This window comes from Streptomyces sp. 142MFCol3.1 (genome assembly GCF_000424945.1).
In the GTDB taxonomy this organism is placed as follows: Bacteria; Actinomycetota; Actinomycetes; order Streptomycetales; family Streptomycetaceae; genus Streptomyces; species Streptomyces siamensis.
The window spans coordinates 1-17,479 of record NZ_AUKV01000034.1; the positions used below are offsets into that span (position 1 = coordinate 1).

Here is a 17,479-nt window from a genome sequence, read left to right on the forward strand (position 1 = left end):
GCAACAATCGTCGAATCGTTTCGATGCGTGACGTCGAAGCGCTTCGACGGGGGAAGGTATGTGGGGGCCGTGGGCGCGTCAATGGGGTGCGCCGGAATTGGGGCGCGGGTTCGACGGGCCGGACGGCACGGCGCTCGATCGTGGACGGCACGGCGCTCGATCGGGGCCGTCCGGTGGGTGGGTCGGGTCCGTGCCGGTGATCCGCCCGTTGCAGCCGTCGTGTGGTCCGGTGTGTCGGTGCGGTGGGTTCGTGTTGCCGTCCGCAACGGGTATGTGATTCACCGGCACGGCCCCTTCCGTGGGAGGCCGGGTGCGGGCCGGAGGGGGTTGCGGTGGCATGGCCCCTCTCTTCGGCCCTTCCGTGAGAGGCCGGGTGCTGGCGGCGCCTCGCCCCGCACGCGGCGGGCCGCTGTCCTACGCGTGGTGGGCCGCTCCGGCCCGCCGGTGCGCGGCGCGACGCGTGTGCAGGACGGCACCGGCCACCGCGATCAGGAGCGCCAGCGTCGCCGCGGCGAGCGGAACGCCGTAGCCCGCGGTCGCCGACACACGCTCCACCACCCATCCGCCCGCCGCCGAACCCCCGGCGATCCCGCCCAGCAGACCCGTCACCGCGAGGGTCATGCCCTCGTTCAGCCGGCCCTCGGGCGTGCGGGCCTGGACCAGGGTCATGCCGGTGACCATGGTCGGCGCGGTGGCCATCCCCGCCACGAGCAGCGCGCCCGCGAGAACCGGCAGCGATCCGGTCAGGGAGGCCGCGAGCAGGGGAAGCGTCAACAGGGCCGCCATCGCGGCGACGCAGCGCGGGAAGAGCCGCTCGGCGGGACCTGCCGGCCGCACCGTGCCGAACAGCAGACCCGCCACGCACGAACCCGCCGCCTGGAGCGCCAGGACCGCGCCCGCCGCCGACTTGTGCCCCTGGGCGTCCGCGAACGCGATCGTGACCACCTCCATCGAACCGAAGACCGCACCGGTGGCCAGGAAGCACAGCAGCAGCGGGGGCATGCCGGGCGACAGCGCCGGGGACGGGGCCTTCGTGCGCCGCTGGGCCGGCGGCTCCGTGGCGCGCTGCGCCGCGAAGACCAGCACGCCCGTGATCAGCAGGGCGCCGGCGGCCAGCGTGCCCGCCTCCGGGAAGAACGTCCCGCACAGGAACGCCGCGAGCACCGGCCCCAGCATGAAGCACAGCTCGTCCGCGGCCTGTTCGAAGGAGTTCGCGGTGTGCAGCGCAGCCGGGTCCCCCTTGAGGAGATGCGCCCACCGGGCCCGGGACATGCCGCCCGTGTTGGGCGTCGTGGCCGTGGCGGCGTACGCGGCGAAGAGTGTCCAGTCGGGCGCGCCGCAGCGCACGCACAGCACCAGTGCGATGCCGCCCAGCAGGGCGAACAAGGTGGCGGGCACGGCAATCCGGGCCTGCCCGTGCCGGTCGACGAGGCGCGCGGTCCAGGGGGCGACCACCGCGGTCGCCGCCAGCCCGGTCGCCGTCACCGCCCCGGCCAGCGCGTACGAGCCGCGCGAGCCCGCGATCATGATGACCGCGCTCACGCTGAACATCCCCATGGGCAGCCGGGCCATCAGGTTCCCGGCGGTGAAGGCACGAGCGCCCGGGACGGCGAAGAGACGGTGATACGGGGTCCGGCCCCGGGGCGTCCGCGTCCGGGCGGACCGGCTCGGCGCGTGCTCGGCGGCGGGCGAAGGCGGCGCGGGCACGGGGTCGAGGACGGGCGCTGACGACGCGGGAGTCGGGCCGGGGGCGGGTGAAGGTGGCGCGGGAGTCGGGCCGGGGGCGGGCTGGTGCGGCATGGATCAACCGTCGCTCGGAGCGGATCACGAGGTCCAACACCTTGTCCGTGGTGATTGACGCACCTGGGTTGTAGGTTCGCGTGATGCCTGTTCCGTCACCCGCCGGCGGTCATCTCGACCCGCGCCTGCTCCACGCCTTCCTCGCCGTCGCCGAGGAACTGCACTTCACCCGCGCCGCCGCCCGGCTGTACGTGGCCCAGCAGGCCCTGAGCCGGGACGTCCGGCGGCTGGAGCGGGAACTCGGCGCGCAGCTGTTCTCACGGACCACGCGCCAGGTGACGCTGACCGCGGACGGGGAGCGCCTGCTGCCGTACGCGCGGCGGGTGCTCGCCGCGCACGAGGCCCTGCTGTCCGCGTTCGTGCGCGGACAGGACCAGCGTCCGCTGCTCGTCGATGTCAACACCCCCGGACTCGCCACGGGCCGCGTCCTCGACCGGGCCCGTGAACTCGCGCCCGACAGCGAGCTCATGGCCCGCTTCGAGAGCGGCCTCACGGGCGCGGCGCAGGATCTGCTCACCGGCCGGCTGGACGCGTCGTTCGGCCGGTTCGCCGGGCTCGACCCCGCGGTGCGGGCCCGCCTGGAACAGCAGCCCGTACGGTACGAGCCGATGGCCGTCCTGCTGCCCGAAGACCACCCGCTGGCCGCGCTGGAGGAGGTCCCGCTCGCCGCGCTCGCGGGCGAGACCGTGTACGCGGGGGCGGGCAACTCCCGGACGCTGGAATGGACCGACCTGGCCCATCACCTGTTCGAGGGACGTGGGATCGCGCTCGCGCCGCCCGCTCCGATGGCCGTGGGAGCCGAGGAGTTCCGGCGGATCATGGCCAAGAACCGGAACCCCGTCCTCGCCGTCGTGGAGTTTCCGGCCATGCCTGAAACGGTGCTGCGGCCTCTGGTCGACCCCGTTCCCCTGTCACCCCTGTCGCTGGTGTGGCGGAAGGGGCTGGTGCATCCCGGGATTGACGCGCTTCGACGAGCCGCCGTCGAACTCGCGGCCGAGGAAGGATGGCTGCATCGCCCCGAGAATGGGTGGATTCCAGCCACGGATGCACTCATCATGATGAGCCATACATGAGCTGCAAGCGCACGTCTCCGCCGCGTGCGCTACATTCTTCCTCCGGGCACAGTGTGATAAGGGGGGCGCTCGGGCTGGGTGGGGGCCCGGTCCGACGGCGAACGTGGAGTGCCCGGAGTCGTTGCGCACCCGAGAACTGTCCCGTGGGGGGATGTGCGTGCGCGTGGAAAACTGGCGGAAAGATGCCCAACCGGGTCGGCGTGATGTCGATCAGGGCGAGGGGCGCGGAGCCGATCCGTCACCCGGGACAGCAGCCGACGATGCCGTCGTCTGGCCCGACGCGGCCGGCAGAACGGCGTCCTGGCCGGAGGCGACCGGCCCCACCGCGTCCTGGCCCGCGACCCGCGGTGTCAGCCCGTTCCCGTCCGCCGCGCACTCCATGAGCGACGAGCCGGAGACCCGACTTCTCTCCTCCGCCGCCCCCGGCGGACCGGACCGCCCGCTCGCGGCCCGGACCGACGACCGGACGTCCTGGGAACACCCCGACGACCCCGGCCACACCCACGACCCGCACGAGGTCACCGTCCAGCTCGACGGCGCCGGACGGCAGTTGGAGGAGTGGCTCGTCAAGCAGGCCAAGGACGCTCCCGGCGCCCAGGACGGCTCGGACGGGCCCGTCTTCGTCGACGAGTCGGGCCGCCGCAGCCGCCGCTTCCGCCGCCTCGGCATCCTCGTGGGCCTCGCCTGCGCGGTCTACGCCGTCGTCATCGTCGCCACGCTCCTGTCGGGCAGCTCCGACGCGCCCTGGCTCCCCGTGCCGGGTCAGGAGGACGACCCGCCCGCCGGCCAGGTCGACAGCTCGCCGCTGCCCACCGGCTCGGTGGACCCGTCCGTCACCGGCAGCGTCTCGCCCGGCGCGAGTGCCACGGCGAGCGACGGCACCACGCCGTCCGCGGGCGTGAGCCCGACGCCGGGCGCCTCGGGCAGCGCGGCCGCCCCCGGCACGTCCGCCGACCCGGACCCCACGACGTCCACGACCAAGAAGCCGGGATCCGGCACCAGCACCACCAAGAAGCCGGACCCGGACCCCGATCCGACCGACCCGGTGGTCGAACCCACGACCGCCGGCCCGACGGACACCGGCGGCCCCACGGCCGATCCGACCGAGACCGCGGGCGGCGCGGGTGCCGGCACCGACGCCGTCGCCCACGGTGCCCCCGCGTCCGTCGAACAGACCTTCCCGGAGCTCGGGCAGCCGGCTGCCGACAGCTCCTCGTACGCCTTTTCGTCCCCGGAGAACGTCCTCTGATGGCATCCCGCACCAGCCGTCACGGCCCCGCACGCACCCCGCGTCGCGCGGCCCCCCAAGCCCGGCGCCGCCGCATCCCCCTGCGCCTCCTGCTGCCGCTGCTCCTCCTCGTCGCCCTGATGGCGATGCTGATGCTGCGCGGCTACGTCCACAGCGAGATCCTCGCCGACCACCGCGTCCGGCCCGAGGCCGCCACCGACAAGGTGCCGGAGAAGATCCTCGAGGGCGGCCCGGTCATCGACACCCGCAGCGGCCGCACGACCAGCATGAGCGTGCCGGACCACCGGCTCGTCCTCACCTTCGACGACGGCCCCGACCCCGAGTGGACCCCCAAGGTCCTGGACGTCCTCAAGGCGCACCAGGCGCACGCCGTCTTCTTCGTCACCGGCACGATGGCCTCGCGCTATCCCGAACTCGTGCACCGCATGGTGGACGAGGGCCACGAGGTCGGCCTGCACACCTTCAACCACCCCGACCTCTCGTACCAGTCCAAGAAGCGCATCGACTGGGAGCTGTCCCAGAACCAGCTGGCGCTGGAGGGCGCGGCGGGCATCCGCACCTCCCTCTTCCGCCCGCCGTACTCCTCCTTCGCCGACGCCATGGACGACAAGTCCTGGCCGGTGACGCAGTACATCGGCACGCGCGGCTACATCACCGTCGTCAACAACACCGACAGTGAGGACTGGCAGAAGCCGGGCGTCGACGAGATCATCCGCCGGGCCACCCCCAAGGGCGGCAAGGGCGCGATCGTCCTGATGCACGACTCCGGCGGCGACCGCCATCAGACCGTGCAGGCGCTCGACCGGTTCCTGCCCCAGCTCCAGAAGCAGGGCTACGAGTTCAAGAACCTCACCGAGGCGCTCAACGCGCCCAGCGCGCACACCCCCGTCACCGGCCTCGACCTGTGGAAGGGCAGGGCGTGGATCTTCCTGGTCGGCGCCTCCGACGGGATCACCGACGCCCTCGTCGTCGGCATCGCGATCACCGGTGTCCTCGTCTTCACCCGCTTCGGCCTGATGCTCCTGCTGTCCGCCGCGCACGCGCGCCGGGTGCGGCGCCGCACCTTCCGCTGGGGCCCGATGCCGATCACCGAACCGGTCTCGGTGCTGGTCCCGGCGTACAACGAGGCCAAGTGCATCGAGAACACCGTGCACTCACTGATGGCGAGCGAGCACCCCATCGAGGTCATCGTCATCGACGACGGTTCGAGCGACGGCACGGCGCGGATCGTCGAGAACCTGCGCCTGCCGAACGTACGCGTCGTGCGCCAGCTGAACGCGGGCAAGCCCGCCGCCCTCAACAGGGGCCTCGCGAACGCCCGGTACGACATCATCGTGATGATGGACGGCGACACCGTCTTCGAACCGGCCACCGTCCGTGAACTCGTCCAGCCCTTCGCCGACCCCCAGGTCGGCGCGGTCGCCGGCAACGCGAAGGTCGGCAACCGCGACTCGCTGATCGGCGCGTGGCAGCACATCGAGTACGTGATGGGCTTCAACCTCGACCGCCGCATGTACGACATCCTGCGCTGCATGCCCACGATCCCGGGCGCGGTCGGAGCCTTCCGCCGCTCCGCCCTGGAACGGGTCGGCGGGATGAGCGACGACACGCTCGCCGAGGACACCGACATCACCATGGCGATGCACCGCGACGGGTGGCGCGTGGTGTACGCGGAGAAGGCACGCGCCTGGACGGAGGCGCCCGAGTCCGTCCAGCAGCTGTGGTCCCAGCGCTACCGCTGGTCGTACGGCACCATGCAGGCGATCTGGAAGCACCGCAAGGCCCTGGTCGAACGCGGTCCGTCGGGCCGCTTCGGCCGGGTCGGCCTGCCGCTCGTCTCGCTCTTCATGGTGCTGGCCCCGCTGCTCGCCCCCCTGATCGACGTCTTCCTCCTCTACGGCGTGGTCTTCGGCCCGACCCAGAAGACGATCGTCGCCTGGCTGGGCGTCCTGGCCGTCCAGGCCGCCTGCGCCGCGTACGCCTTCCGGCTGGACAGAGAGCGCATGACACACCTGATCTCCCTCCCCCTCCAGCAGATCCTCTACCGGCAGTTGATGTACGTGGTGCTGCTCCAGTCCTGGATCACCGCCCTCACCGGAGGCCGTCTGCGCTGGCAGAAGCTGCGGCGCACCGGAGTGGTGGAGGCGCCGGGGGCGATCCCGCGGCAGCGGGCGGCACACAGCGGTGACGATCGGAGGCCGGTGGGATGACGACGCACGAGTACACGACGGGAGCCACCCCGACGCCGCCGCTCGGCGCACCGCGGGTCTCCATCCCGCACCAGCCGTCGCACCAGCGGCCCGGCCCCTCCGCGCAGCCGGAGCCGCCGGCGCCGTCCGCGCCGCGCCGCCCGGGCCGCGACCGCTACCTGGACCTGCTGCGCTCCATCGCCCTGGTCCGCGTGGTCGTGTACCACCTCTTCGGCTGGGCGTGGCTGACGGTCCTGTTCCCCTCCATGGGCGTGATGTTCGCGCTGGCCGGCTCCCTGATGGCGCGTTCGCTCAACCGCCCGGCGTTCAGCGTGATCCGCGGCCGGGTCCGCCGACTGCTGCCGCCCCTGTGGGCGTTCAGCGCGGTGGCGCTCGTCCTGATGTTCGCCGGCGGCTGGAGCGTGACCAAGGACCCCGACCACGGCGGCACCTGGGGCCTGGTCGAGATGATCAACTACGTCTTCCCGTTCGGCGCGCCGCCGTTCCCCTGGCACATCGGGGACAAGGCGGGCCTTCTGGAGGACACGTGGGCGGTCCAGGCGGTCGGCCCGCTCTGGTACCTGCGGGCGTACCTGTGGTTCGTGGTGGCGTCGCCGCTGCTCCTGTGGGCGTTCCGCCGGGTGCCGTGGGCGACGCTCTTCTTCCCGCTCGCGCTCACCGCCGTCGTCGGCACCGGCATCGTGACGATCCCCGGCGAGACGGGCAACACGATCACGGACTTCGCCGTGTACGGCGGCTGCTGGGTCCTCGGCTTCGCCCACCACGAGGGCGTCCTGCAACGTGTGCCCCGCTACGTCGCCGTGTCCTGCTCGGCCCTCGTCATGGCGTTCGGCCTGTGGTGGGCCTCGGGCCACCTCGGCCCGGACGGCTGGGACCTGAACGACATCCCGCTGGCCCAGGCCACCTGGTCGTTCGGCTTCGTCGTCATCCTGCTCCAGTACTCGCCGTCCTGGCAGGAACTCCCAGGCCGCCTGGCCAAGTGGGACAAGCTCGTCACCCTGTCCAACAACCGTGCCGTCACGATCTACCTGTGGCACAACATGCTGATCATGGCCACGGTCCCGATCATCGACCAGGTGTACAACCTCCCCTTCATGGAGAGCGAGCGCGCCACGGCGGCCCTCGACTCGACGTACATGCTGTGGATGTTCGTCCTCGTCTGGCCGCTGATCGGGCTGACGATCCTCGCCTTCGGCTGGATCGAGGACATCGCGGCGAAGCGGAGTCCTCGACTGTGGCCGAACGGGGTGAAGAAGGGCCGCTCCCGGGGCCGGACCGGCCGCGCGGCCTCGCACCGGGGGTAGCGCGACCCGACGGTGTGGCCCGGGGCCCAGGTGACCTGGGTCGAGGTGGCCGGGCTGAGGTGACCTCATGCCGAGGGGCGGGACGACATGTCCCGCCCCTCGCTTCATGTCACCCGATCGAAGGTTTCCCACCTGGAATTACTCGCGTTCTGTAGTGAATTGCCCGACTTGTCGCTCGCGTCGACGTGACCAGCTCTGGTGTCGTTCCGCGTGTCCCGAAAGCGGACCTTTCCCGCAGAGAGGAAGCACGCGTGGCGGAGCGGTTGGCTGTCGACGGCGACGAGCTGGCGCACTTCATGAAGATGCTCAGGAAGTCGGGCGACTCGCTCAAGGGGCTGCGCAGGGCCCTGGAGGACGCCACGGTCACGGGTCTGGGCACCGACGACCTCGACTGCGCCTGCGAAGACTTCCAGGACGACTGGAAGTACGGCGCCGAGCGGATCGGCGAACAGACCGAGGACCTCGCCGAGATCATCGGCAGGAGCAAGGACAGCTACCGCGAGGTGGACAGGGCGCTGGAGGAGGCCCTGCGGAAGTCCCGGACGGGCGGGGCCGGCGCCGGGGGCGGGCGATGACGCACCGGCCCGCCGGGGGATCGGGAGCGGCTCTCGACCCGCGCTCCCGGGCCGACCTCGGCCGGCCGCAGGGACTCAAGTCCGCCCCGCGCATCCCTCACCCCGACCATCCGCACCTCGGCTTCAACCCGGTGCCGGGCAGCACCTGCACCGTACGCGGCCTGCGCAAGAAGCTCGGCGGCTGCGCGAGGGTACTCGAAGAGACGCACGAACTGGTCACCAGGCTCATGGAGGGCAGCTACTGGCAGGGCGACGCCGCCGTCGCCTTCCGCGAGCAGCTCGACGGAGGCCCGCTGCCGCTGAACCTGAAGAACGCCGCGCACTCCATCCGCAAGGCGGCCCGGCAGCTCGACCGCTGGGAGGGCGAACTCGACGACTTCCAGCGCCGGGCGAGGCGGCTGGAGGACGACGCCGGGGAGGCGCAGGCCGCCGTGGACCGGGCGAAGGGCCACGCCGCCACGGCGGAGACCAGCCCCGACCTGCAGGGAAAGGGTGCCCGGCGGGACGAGGCGCAAAAGGCCCGCGCCAAGGCGAACGCCGCCGTCGAGCACGCCGAGGCCGAACTCGAAAAGATCCGCGCCCGCGCCCGGAAGCTCGCCGTCGAACACGAACACCAGGCCCAGCACCGCGCATCCAAAATCCGCGCCGCGACGAAGAAACTCGCCCCTCACGAGCCGGGCGCCTTCGATCAGGCGCTGGACTGGGTGGGGGAGAACCTGCCGGACATTCTCAGCACGGTGGGCGCCGTCATCGGACTGGCGGCCCTGTTCGTGGTGTCGGGCGGGACGGCTGCGGCGGTTTTGTTGATTGCGGCCTCGGTCTTGAGCGGCGCGTCACTGGCGATGAGGGCGATCGGTGATCCAGCGATGCGCGCCTCGTTGTGGGACGGCTTCACCAAGGGGGAGCTCGACACGGACTTCTGGAGCAATCTGGTCACTGTCGGTGGAGATGCCCTGGGCCTGGTGCCCGGAGTCGGCGCGGTGGGCAAAGGGGTCGAGACCGCTCTGCGGGCCACAGGCGAGGCGGGGGAGGTTTTCACGCTCGGTCAGCGTCTGGCCCGTGTCGGGAGCAGCACGATGGAGCAGGCGAAGTCCATTTCGGGCCTGGACAATGCACTGCTCGGCGTCACGCTGCGAGGTGCCCGGGCGGCACAGATCACCAGGGCGATCGAGGTCACCTCTGCCTCCACCGGTGTCGCCACGGCAGGTTTCGGCCTGGTCATGACCGCCGTGGACACCGACGACGACGGTATCAAGGACGGGTCCGTGGCAGGTGTCGACGGATCCCGGCTCGGCCTCGACGCGGGCGGGATCGTCAGTGTCGCCCGTCATGTTTTCTGAGCCCCGGAACGGAGAGGAGTGCGCATGCATCCGACCGAATACCCCACGGCCTGGCATCATCCATCGACGAGACGGGCGTGGGGACAGCACATGGTCTTGATCGTTATGCGCTTGGTCGGATGGGTCGCCACTTGGTTGGGGAGTTTGTTCCTCGTTGTGGCCACACCACGCTGGATCGGTTGGGCCTTCCTCCTCCTGCTTGTGTACGCCACCTTCCGCGCCGTCCTCCAACTCGCCTACCTCGGCCCGTCGATCCAGATCCAGCGTGTCCTCTGGCAATACCCGTGGCAGTTCCTCACGGATGTTCCCCTTGGCCGGAACAAGCACCCCGGGCTCCAGGACGACGCGATGTGGTTCGAACTGCCCAACCCGGAGGACCCCGAGGAGCGGATTCCGCTGCCGTTCCTGTCGACGATGCGCACCTTCTGGTGGATGCGGCGTTTCGGAACGACCCGTACGAAGCCGGAGCTGAAGGCTCAGATCGAGCCGCTCTGGTTCGCCGGAGACCCTCGTTTCGTCGCGGTAGTCGCGGCCACCGGCCGAGGCGGCAAGGGCCCCAAGAGGTTGCACCTGCTCTATCAGCGCGCGGCTGCGGGCCGCCGGGGTGCAGATCCGGTCCACTGGAACGCCTGCCCTGCTGCACTGGAACGCGCCCGTCGCGCCGGAGCGCACGTGCCCGAATCCGTGCGGCCGTTTCCGCGTCCGAACTGATCTGCGATGGACAGGACTTGATGACCACGGCCTCCTATCTCGCTGTTGCCGATTCGGCCAGGGACCCCGACGCCGACGTCTGGTTCGCGGAGCCGGCGGGTTTCGTGGCCGTTCCCATGGGCGCCCTGCTCTCCGCGCCCGACGTCCGCGACGGGAAAGTACGCAGGGCCCTCGCGCCCTTACTCGACGCGGCGCCCGACGAGATGGCTCGCCAGGTGTTCCTCGCCCACTTGGCGCAGGGGCAGCAACTGCTGGGAGCTCTTGGCGAGGTCGGCACCGTGCACTGCTCGATCGGCCTGCACCGTGACGATGTCGTAGGGGGTGGCTCGTCGTTGCTGTCCCTCTTCACGGTCTCGTGGAAGCAGACGGCGGTCGCGTCGAGGGGTGCCACGGCGGCCCGTGCTGTCGCCACCGCCGAGGGGCACACGCGCATCGAGTACGTCGAACTGCCCTGTGGGCCAGCGGCACTGAGCGAGACCACGCTCACTCCTTCTGCTTGCAGTGGCCTTCCCCGGGTCCCGCTGCTCCAGATCCACGCCTATGTGCCGCACCCGGACTGCAGACGTCTGGTCGTCCTGACGATGAGCACGACGGCCACCGCCTATCGGGAGCAGTACCGCTTGATCCTCCGGCAGATGGCGGAGCTGGTCAGTTTCGACGATCCGCTGGAACGGAGGCAGGGCACGACGAAGTGACGGCGGAGCCCTTTGCGGTGGCCAACTCACCCTCGGCGCCTGGTTGTTTGCGTCACTCAGGGGGCAGTTTCGGAGATGTATTGGGCATAGTGCGGGCTGCTTTGAGTGGCTTGTTCCCTACGTGTATGCAATTCGCTCTGGTGTCGCCTCACGCGTCACCGATAGCGTGTCGCTGCTCTCCAGATCCCATTCGTCCCATCAGGAGCCCGCCGTGAATCGCCGTCCTCGCCTGCTCACCACAGCCGCCGTCGGTGCGGCTGCGGCTCTCCTCCTCACCGCCTGCGGCGGGAGCGACGGCAGCTCGAAGGGCAACGACAAGATCGCTGGGGCCGACACGGGGAGTGAGGCGTCGGCGTCGCCGAGCGCGCCGACTGCCGCAGGGCGGCCGAAGATCGAGGTGCCGTCCGACGTCAAGTACGACTTCCAGTGGAAGCAGACCGGTGACGCCGACAAGGACGCTGTGCTGAACGATTCGGAGCAGCGCATCAAGGCGGTGGACATGGCCATCGCCAACCAGGACGCCCTGGACAAGGGGTACCGGTTCTACAGCGAGGGAACAGCAGCTGCGGGTAGCGAGCAGTACATCCAGGAGTTCATCGACCACAAGGCTCGTACCACTGGGACAACCCGGTTCTACAACGAGAGTGTGACCGTCAAGGACGACGGGACGGCGGCTCTTGTCTACTGCGGGGATCAGAGCAAGGCGTACAACAAGTATCTGAAGACCGGCAAGACCGAAGTGACGCCGGTGACCAAGAACAGCTACGTGATCTACGCCGGTGTCCTGCGCAAGAACAAGAGCGGGGTCTGGGTCACCGAGCGTATGACGTCGCAGAGGGGGAGTTCCAAGTGCCAGCCCTGATTCGGAGGAGTTCATGGCTCCTCGCGGCAGGTCTCCTGACCGTGATCGGGATTACCGGCCCTGCGCACGCGGATCAAGGGTGGGGCGGGAGTACGGACAACGGCTCGCAGAACAAGCCCTCCGGTCAGGTGGACGGCGACAAGCTGTCGGCGACGGCAGGGGGAATCGTCTTCGATCGGTCGAAGAACGGTTCCGGTCCGTCCGCCGGCCCGGTGACGTCGACGACCTCCTGGACACCCCCCGCCTGCTACTACGCGCCCAAATACACGCCTGCCCAGCTCCAGAAGTACCTGGAGCCGATCTGGAGTGCAGAGTCGACCGGCCCTCAGTGGGATTTGAGCCAGCGCAACCGGTACGTCGACGGGCATCCGTACAAGGACTTCAACAAGGACAAGGCAGACAAGGGCTACTGGTGGGACTCGTACGTCAACGAGGATTTCCCGCCCGGTTGGGACGCATGCACTGAGCCCATCTTCTGGGTAGACAAGGGCGATGCTCCGCCCGCCGATGTCGAGAACGCCATCACCCCGGAGATTCTCGCTCAACTGGCTTACGCCGAGATCAGGGTCCCTTCGACCAAGGTCCAGCTCGCGCCGAACGGCACCACGAAGGTGAATCTGCCCACCTGGGCCTGGTTGAACGCAGCCGATTTCAAGCCCGTCTCCGTAACCGCATCCGTGCCAGTGCTCGGCATCGAGGCGACCACCACCGCGGAGCCCGTCTCCTTGAAGATCGAACCCGGCACCGAAGACGCCACCACCTACCCGGCCTCCGGTGTCTGTGAGATCAAGGGCGGCCGGATCGGGGAGGCGTACGCGAAGGGGAAGTCGGACGAGACGCCGCCTTGCGGGGTGCAGTACCTGCGCTCGTCGGGCGACGGCTCGTACAAGCTCAGGGCGACCATCACCTGGAAGATCCACTGGACGGGCACCGGCAACACCGGCGACGACCTCCCGGACGGCACGTTCGGCGCGGAACAGGACGTCGTCGTCCAGGAGATCCAGGCCGTCAATCGCTGACGACCAGGTCATCGACCTGCCCCGTGGGGGTTGTCGGTGCTGGTCACCGAAGGCAGTGGCGGGTGCCTACCCGAGCGGGAGCGCCCGCCACGGCAATCGGGTGGCATGATTCCGGTTGCCGAAGCAAGAGGACGGACGGAGTGCGTGGCGGAAAGGCTGGCTGTCGACGGTGATGAGCTCCATCACTTCATGAAGATGCTGAAGAAGTCGAGCACTTCGCTGGACGGCCTACGCAGGGCGCTTAGCAACGCGTCGGTCACGGGGCTGGGGACCGACAACCTCGATTCCGCGTGCGAAGACTTCCAGAACGACTGGAAGTACGGTGCGGAGCAGATCGGCGAGCAGACGGAAGACCTTGCGAAGATCATCGGTCAGAGCAGGGACAGCTACCGCGAAGTGGACAAGGCGCTCGAGGAAGCGCTGCGGAAGGCCCGCCACGGCGAGGGGGACAGGGGCAAGTGACGTACGTCCCCGGGATCGAGGCCGACCCGTACGTAGGTTCGGCGGCCCGCAAGAACGGCGATCTGCCGCAAGGGCTCAAGGCGTCGCCGCACATTCCGAACCCCAGCTATCCGCATCTCGGCTTCAATCCGGTGCCGGGAAGCACCGGTACCGTGCGCGCACTGCACAAGAAGCTCACGAACTGCGCCGAGGTCCTTGAGGAGACGCACGGCCTCGTCAGCAAACTGATGGACGGCAGCTACTGGAAGGGTGACGCGGCCGTCGCCTTCCGGGAGCAGCTGGACGGCGGGCCGTTGCCGCTCAACCTGAAGAACGCCGCGCACTCCATCCGCAAGGCGGCCAGGCAACTCGACCGCTGGGAAGGCGAGCTCGACGACTTTCAGCGCCGGGCCAAGCGTCTGGAGGACGAGGCGAAGGACGCGCGCAGTGCCTTGGACTCTGCGAAAGGCCGAGTGAGCAAGGCGGAGAACGACCCCGACCTGGGCCGGAAGGGTGCCCGTCATGACGACGCGCAGAAGGCGCTGGCCCATGCGAATGAGGCCGTCGACGACGCCCAGGCGGACCTCGACAAGATCGTCGGCAAGGCGCGGAAGCTTGCCGAAGAGCACGAGCGGACGGCTGGATACCGAGCGGTCAAGATCAACGACGCCACGAAGAAGCTGGCGCCCCACGAGCCGGGAGTCTTCGATAAGACGCTCGACTGGCTCGTCGACAATCTGCCGGACATCCTCAGCTGGACAGCCGCGGCCATCGGCATCGTCGCGCTGTTCGTGATCTCAGGTGGTACTGCGGCAGCCGTACTGCTGATGGTTGCAGCGGCGCTGAGCGCGGGGGCGTTCGCCCTCCGGCTGTCGGATCCGACTGTCCGAGCCTCTCTGTGGGACGGGGTGAGCACGGGGGAGCTCGACGCGGACTTCTGGAGCAACGCGATCGGTGTGGCTGCCGACGGCCTCGGGATGCTTCCGGGTATCGGAGCCGCTGCGAAGGGGGCACCTGCATTGCTTCGGGGTGTTGGTGAGGCCGGCGAAGCGCTCACCCTCGGTGAAAGGCTCGCCGCCGCGGGAGGCAAAACGATGACGGCGGCCAAGGAGTTCTCCGAGCTGAGGAACCCCTTCACGGAGTGGGTCGTGCACAAGGCGCCGCAGGTGACCCGGACGGTGGAAGTGGGTGAGATGGCGGCCCCGTGGGCGGGTCTTGCCACAGCAACCTACGGCCTGTCGGCGTCGCTGAGCGACACATTGGACAGCGACGCTGTCGCGAACGTCGGTACGTCCGTCGACGGCGTCTTCCTGGGGCCGGTCGATGCCGCAGAGACCGTCGATCTGGTCCGCCGGTTCTTCCAGTGAGTTCATGGTCGGCGAGGGCGGCCGGCTGAAGAACCAGACAAGAAGGCAACACTGCATGTATCCGACTGGACACCCGGCCGCTTGGGACGATGCGGCGACCCGCAGGGCTTGGGCGAGGCACATGGTCATGAACGTGTGCGGCCTCCTCGGCTGGGCGGGGGGCTGGATCGCACTGATCGGCATTTCCACGTACACCCCGAACTGGGTCGTATGGATCTTCATGCCGCACTTCATCTACGGCTTCTACCGCGTCTTCGTCCAACTCACCTATTTCCCCTGGGCCCTGCGGATGCGCCGCGTCCTTCGTGTGTACCCGTGGCAGGTGCTGAAGGGCGTTCCGAGTGGAATCGGGAAGTACCCCGGAGCACGGGACGACGGGATCTGGTTCGAGTTCCGCAGCCCGGCCGATCCCGGGGAGAAGATCCCGATGGTCTTCATCAGACACACGCGGTCGTACTGGTGGCTGAGGCGCATGGACGGCCCCCGTACCAATTCGGTGCGCAGGGCGCAGATCGAGCCCCTCTGGTTCGCGGGTGACCCGCGCTACCTGGCCGTCATCGCCGCTCCCGGGCGGGGCGGCAGAACCCCTAAGCGTTTCCACGTTCTCCACCAGCGGCCGGTGTTCGACCGCCGCTGTGAGCCGGGGAACTGGACGGTGGACGCCGCCGATGTCGAGCTGGCCCGTCGGGCCGGGGTGCCGGATCCCGGTGCCGCGGTGCATTCGGGGGTAACGGGGAGCGCGGGCAACCGATGACCACACCTGCACGGCCCGTTGTGGTGCACCCCAGCGTTCATGCGCCGGGAGACGGCATCTGGTTCGTCACTCCGCCCGGGTTCGTGGACGTTCCGCTGGTCGGTCTTGTGGCACCTCAGGGTTCCACCGAGGCCCGTGTCGCCGACGAGGCGCTGGCTCCCCTTCTTGCATCGGCTGCCGACGAAATGGCCCGCCGCCGCGTGCTCGGCCAACTGGACCTCGGCCGACGGATGTTCCAGGAACTGGCGAAGGGAGGCACAGTGCACTCCTCGCTCGGCCTGCACAGGGACGACAGGGGCGGCGGTGACGGCGGCACACTGCTCTCCCTCTTCACCCTCACCTGGATCAGAGCTTCCTGGGCCCCTCGTGGGCTCACCGCCGCACGGGCCGTGGTCACCGCCGAGGGGTACTCGAACGTCGAGTACGAGGAACTCGCCTGTGGACCGGCCACGTTCAGCGAGATGGTGCGGACCCCTACGGACGAATCCCGGCTCCCTCGAAAATCGCTGCTTCAGATCCAGGCGCACCTGCCGCACCCGGACGGTACGCCACTCGCGCTTCTCACCCTGAGCACGACCGCTGTCGCGCACCGCGAGCAATACCGGGCGGTCCTTCGGCGAATCACGGAAACGGTCAGCTTCGACGATCCGTTTAAGTCTGACGAAGCAACGCAAAAGAGGCATTCCTCGTCGTGACGGGATGCGTGCCGCTCCGTTCACGCGTGTGCGCCAAGAGCTCGTCAAAGGCACGTCAAGTGAGCCGTCTGTGGTTTTGCTGCGACGTGAGGCCATGACACCGTGGATCAGTTGCGTACGTGAAGGCGGAAGCCAGGCGGCTGGGCGGGGAGCAGGGGCGGAATGAGCAAGCGACAGATCCGGAAGATGCTCCAGCTCATGTCCGGTGGAGAGCCCGTGCAGCTCACCAGCGGCATGGCCTCCGTGAAGAAGCTGGCCCGGCTCGCCTTCGTCGCCCAGCAGTTCGGCTACGAGTACGCGGACGTGCGGCAGGGGAGCGGGCGGAACAACGCCCTCACCATGCTCATCGTGCCCGACCACAGCCCGCAGGCCCAGGCGCGCGCCGCGCAGAACCGGGCGCAGTTCCCGAAGGCCGCCGACGGGGAGTCGCTGCCGCCCGTCGTCCCCGACGCGCTTGAGTTGCTCAAGGCCCGGATCAACTTCGATCTGACCGGCAGGCACGCCGAGAAGCGGATGCTGTACGGGGCGGTCGGCGCCACCGTCGGGTGTGTGGTCCTGGGTGTGCGTGCGGGCGGGGACTCCGTCGCCTTCACCGTGGCGGGAGCGCTGTGGGCACTGCTCATGGTCGTCCTCGGCATCGGCCTGGTCGTCACGCGCAAACGCAACGCGAAGTTCGCGGCCCGGCTCCAGAGCGCCGGGTTCATACCGGTGACGGAGGAGGGCGGCCGGGTCCGGTACCTGCCGCCGGCGCCGTACGCCGCGCAGGCCGCGGCGGGGGCAGGGGCATGGGCAGGAGCGGGGTCAGGTCCCTACGCCCAGGCTCCGGGCGCTTCCTACGCGCCCCAGCCGGGGACCCTGTACACGCCTCAGCCGGGGACCCCGTACGTCCCCCAGCCGGGGACCCCGCACGCGCCGCAGTCCGGGACCCCGTACGCGCCCCAGCCGGGAACCCCGTACGTCCCCCAGCCGGGAGCCCCGTACGCCCCCCAGTCCGGAACCCCGTACACACAGCCCCAGACCCCCGGCCCCTACGGCAGCCCGCACCCGGCCACCGCCCCGCCCTACCAGGCCCCCGGTGCCCAGCCGCCCACCCCGTACGCCCAGCCCCAGCCCCACCCCCAGCCGTCCCACTCCCAAGCCCCTCAGCCGCCCTCCCCCTACGCCCAGCCTCAAGCCCCCGGCGCTCAGCCGCCGTCCCCGTACGCCAACCCCCAGCCCCCCGGCGCCCAGCCCCCGAACCCGTACGCCCAGTCCCAGACGCCCGAGCCGCCCCAGGCCCCCCAGCCTCCCGGCGGTCAGCCCCCGCAGGTCTGAGCCGGTCGGGGCCTCACCGTCGGCCCCGGGCCCGAGTGAGAGCAAAGTTCCCTTCCGGTCACTCATGGCC

At 69.8% G+C, this 17,479-nt stretch carries 16 protein-coding genes; 15 read left to right on the plus strand and 1 reads right to left on the minus strand.

What is annotated here, in order from left to right; genetic code table 11:
- Positions 1-414: 414 nt before the first annotated feature.
- Complete coding sequence (locus H305_RS48055; protein ID WP_037766439.1) at positions 415-1,800, minus strand: MFS transporter; 1,386 nt, start codon at positions 1,798-1,800, stop codon at positions 415-417.
- Between the two features lie 83 nt (positions 1,801-1,883).
- On the opposite strand from H305_RS48055, the gene H305_RS0135865 reads away from it, so the two are divergent.
- The 15 genes from H305_RS0135865 (at position 1,884) to H305_RS48080 (ending at position 17,409) form a co-directional block, all read left to right on the plus strand.
- Complete coding sequence (locus tag H305_RS0135865; protein WP_028804695.1) at positions 1,884-2,873, plus strand: LysR family transcriptional regulator; 990 nt, start codon at positions 1,884-1,886, stop codon at positions 2,871-2,873.
- A 379-nt stretch (positions 2,874-3,252) separates the two neighbouring features.
- On the plus strand, positions 3,253-4,122 hold the full coding sequence (locus H305_RS52890) for a hypothetical protein (RefSeq protein WP_158690640.1): 870 nt from the start codon (positions 3,253-3,255) through the stop codon (positions 4,120-4,122).
- Positions 4,122-6,332, plus strand: a complete 2,211-nt coding sequence (locus H305_RS0135875) for a glycosyltransferase (RefSeq protein ID WP_028804696.1) — start codon at positions 4,122-4,124, stop codon at positions 6,330-6,332. Before H305_RS52890 ends, H305_RS0135875 begins: the two co-directional genes overlap by 1 nt.
- On the plus strand, positions 6,329-7,636 hold the full coding sequence (locus H305_RS0135880) for an acyltransferase family protein (RefSeq protein ID WP_028804697.1): 1,308 nt from the start codon (positions 6,329-6,331) through the stop codon (positions 7,634-7,636). Before H305_RS0135875 ends, H305_RS0135880 begins: the two co-directional genes overlap by 4 nt.
- Positions 7,637-7,887: 251 nt before the next feature.
- On the plus strand, positions 7,888-8,211 hold the full coding sequence (locus tag H305_RS0135885; protein WP_028804698.1) for a hypothetical protein: 324 nt from the start codon (positions 7,888-7,890) through the stop codon (positions 8,209-8,211).
- On the plus strand, positions 8,208-9,551 hold the full coding sequence (locus H305_RS0135890; RefSeq protein ID WP_028804699.1) for a hypothetical protein: 1,344 nt from the start codon (positions 8,208-8,210) through the stop codon (positions 9,549-9,551). Before H305_RS0135885 ends, H305_RS0135890 begins: the two co-directional genes overlap by 4 nt.
- Positions 9,552-9,575: 24 nt before the next feature.
- Positions 9,576-10,262 carry a hypothetical protein gene (locus H305_RS48065; RefSeq protein WP_158690641.1) on the plus strand — a complete coding sequence of 229 codons (687 nt, stop codon included), beginning with the start codon at positions 9,576-9,578 and terminating at the stop codon, positions 10,260-10,262.
- A 20-nt stretch (positions 10,263-10,282) separates the two neighbouring features.
- A complete protein-coding gene (locus tag H305_RS0135900; RefSeq protein ID WP_028804700.1) occupies positions 10,283-10,957 on the plus strand; it encodes a hypothetical protein in 675 nt (224 codons plus the stop codon).
- A 211-nt stretch (positions 10,958-11,168) separates the two neighbouring features.
- Positions 11,169-11,819, plus strand: coding sequence for a hypothetical protein (locus tag H305_RS0135905; protein WP_028804701.1), 651 nt, complete (start codon positions 11,169-11,171; stop codon positions 11,817-11,819).
- Positions 11,807-12,838, plus strand: coding sequence for a hypothetical protein (locus tag H305_RS0135910; RefSeq protein WP_028804702.1), 1,032 nt, complete (start codon positions 11,807-11,809; stop codon positions 12,836-12,838). Before H305_RS0135905 ends, H305_RS0135910 begins: the two co-directional genes overlap by 13 nt.
- Positions 12,839-12,982: 144 nt before the next feature.
- Positions 12,983-13,300 (plus strand): type VII secretion target, encoded by a 318-nt coding sequence (locus H305_RS0135915; protein WP_028804703.1) that lies wholly within the window; start codon positions 12,983-12,985, stop codon positions 13,298-13,300.
- Positions 13,297-14,646: a putative T7SS-secreted protein gene (locus tag H305_RS0135920; protein WP_028804704.1), complete on the plus strand. Its 1,350-nt coding sequence runs from the start codon at positions 13,297-13,299 to the stop codon at positions 14,644-14,646. Before H305_RS0135915 ends, H305_RS0135920 begins: the two co-directional genes overlap by 4 nt.
- A gap of 121 nt (positions 14,647-14,767) precedes the next feature.
- Positions 14,768-15,400 (plus strand): hypothetical protein, encoded by a 633-nt coding sequence (locus tag H305_RS48070; RefSeq protein ID WP_051371338.1) that lies wholly within the window; start codon positions 14,768-14,770, stop codon positions 15,398-15,400.
- Positions 15,397-16,095 carry a hypothetical protein gene (locus tag H305_RS48075; protein WP_063611379.1) on the plus strand — a complete coding sequence of 233 codons (699 nt, stop codon included), beginning with the start codon at positions 15,397-15,399 and terminating at the stop codon, positions 16,093-16,095. Before H305_RS48070 ends, H305_RS48075 begins: the two co-directional genes overlap by 4 nt.
- 162 nt (positions 16,096-16,257) lie before the next feature.
- A complete protein-coding gene (locus H305_RS48080; RefSeq protein ID WP_037766443.1) occupies positions 16,258-17,409 on the plus strand; it encodes a hypothetical protein in 1,152 nt (383 codons plus the stop codon).
- Positions 17,410-17,479: the final 70 nt, after the last annotated feature.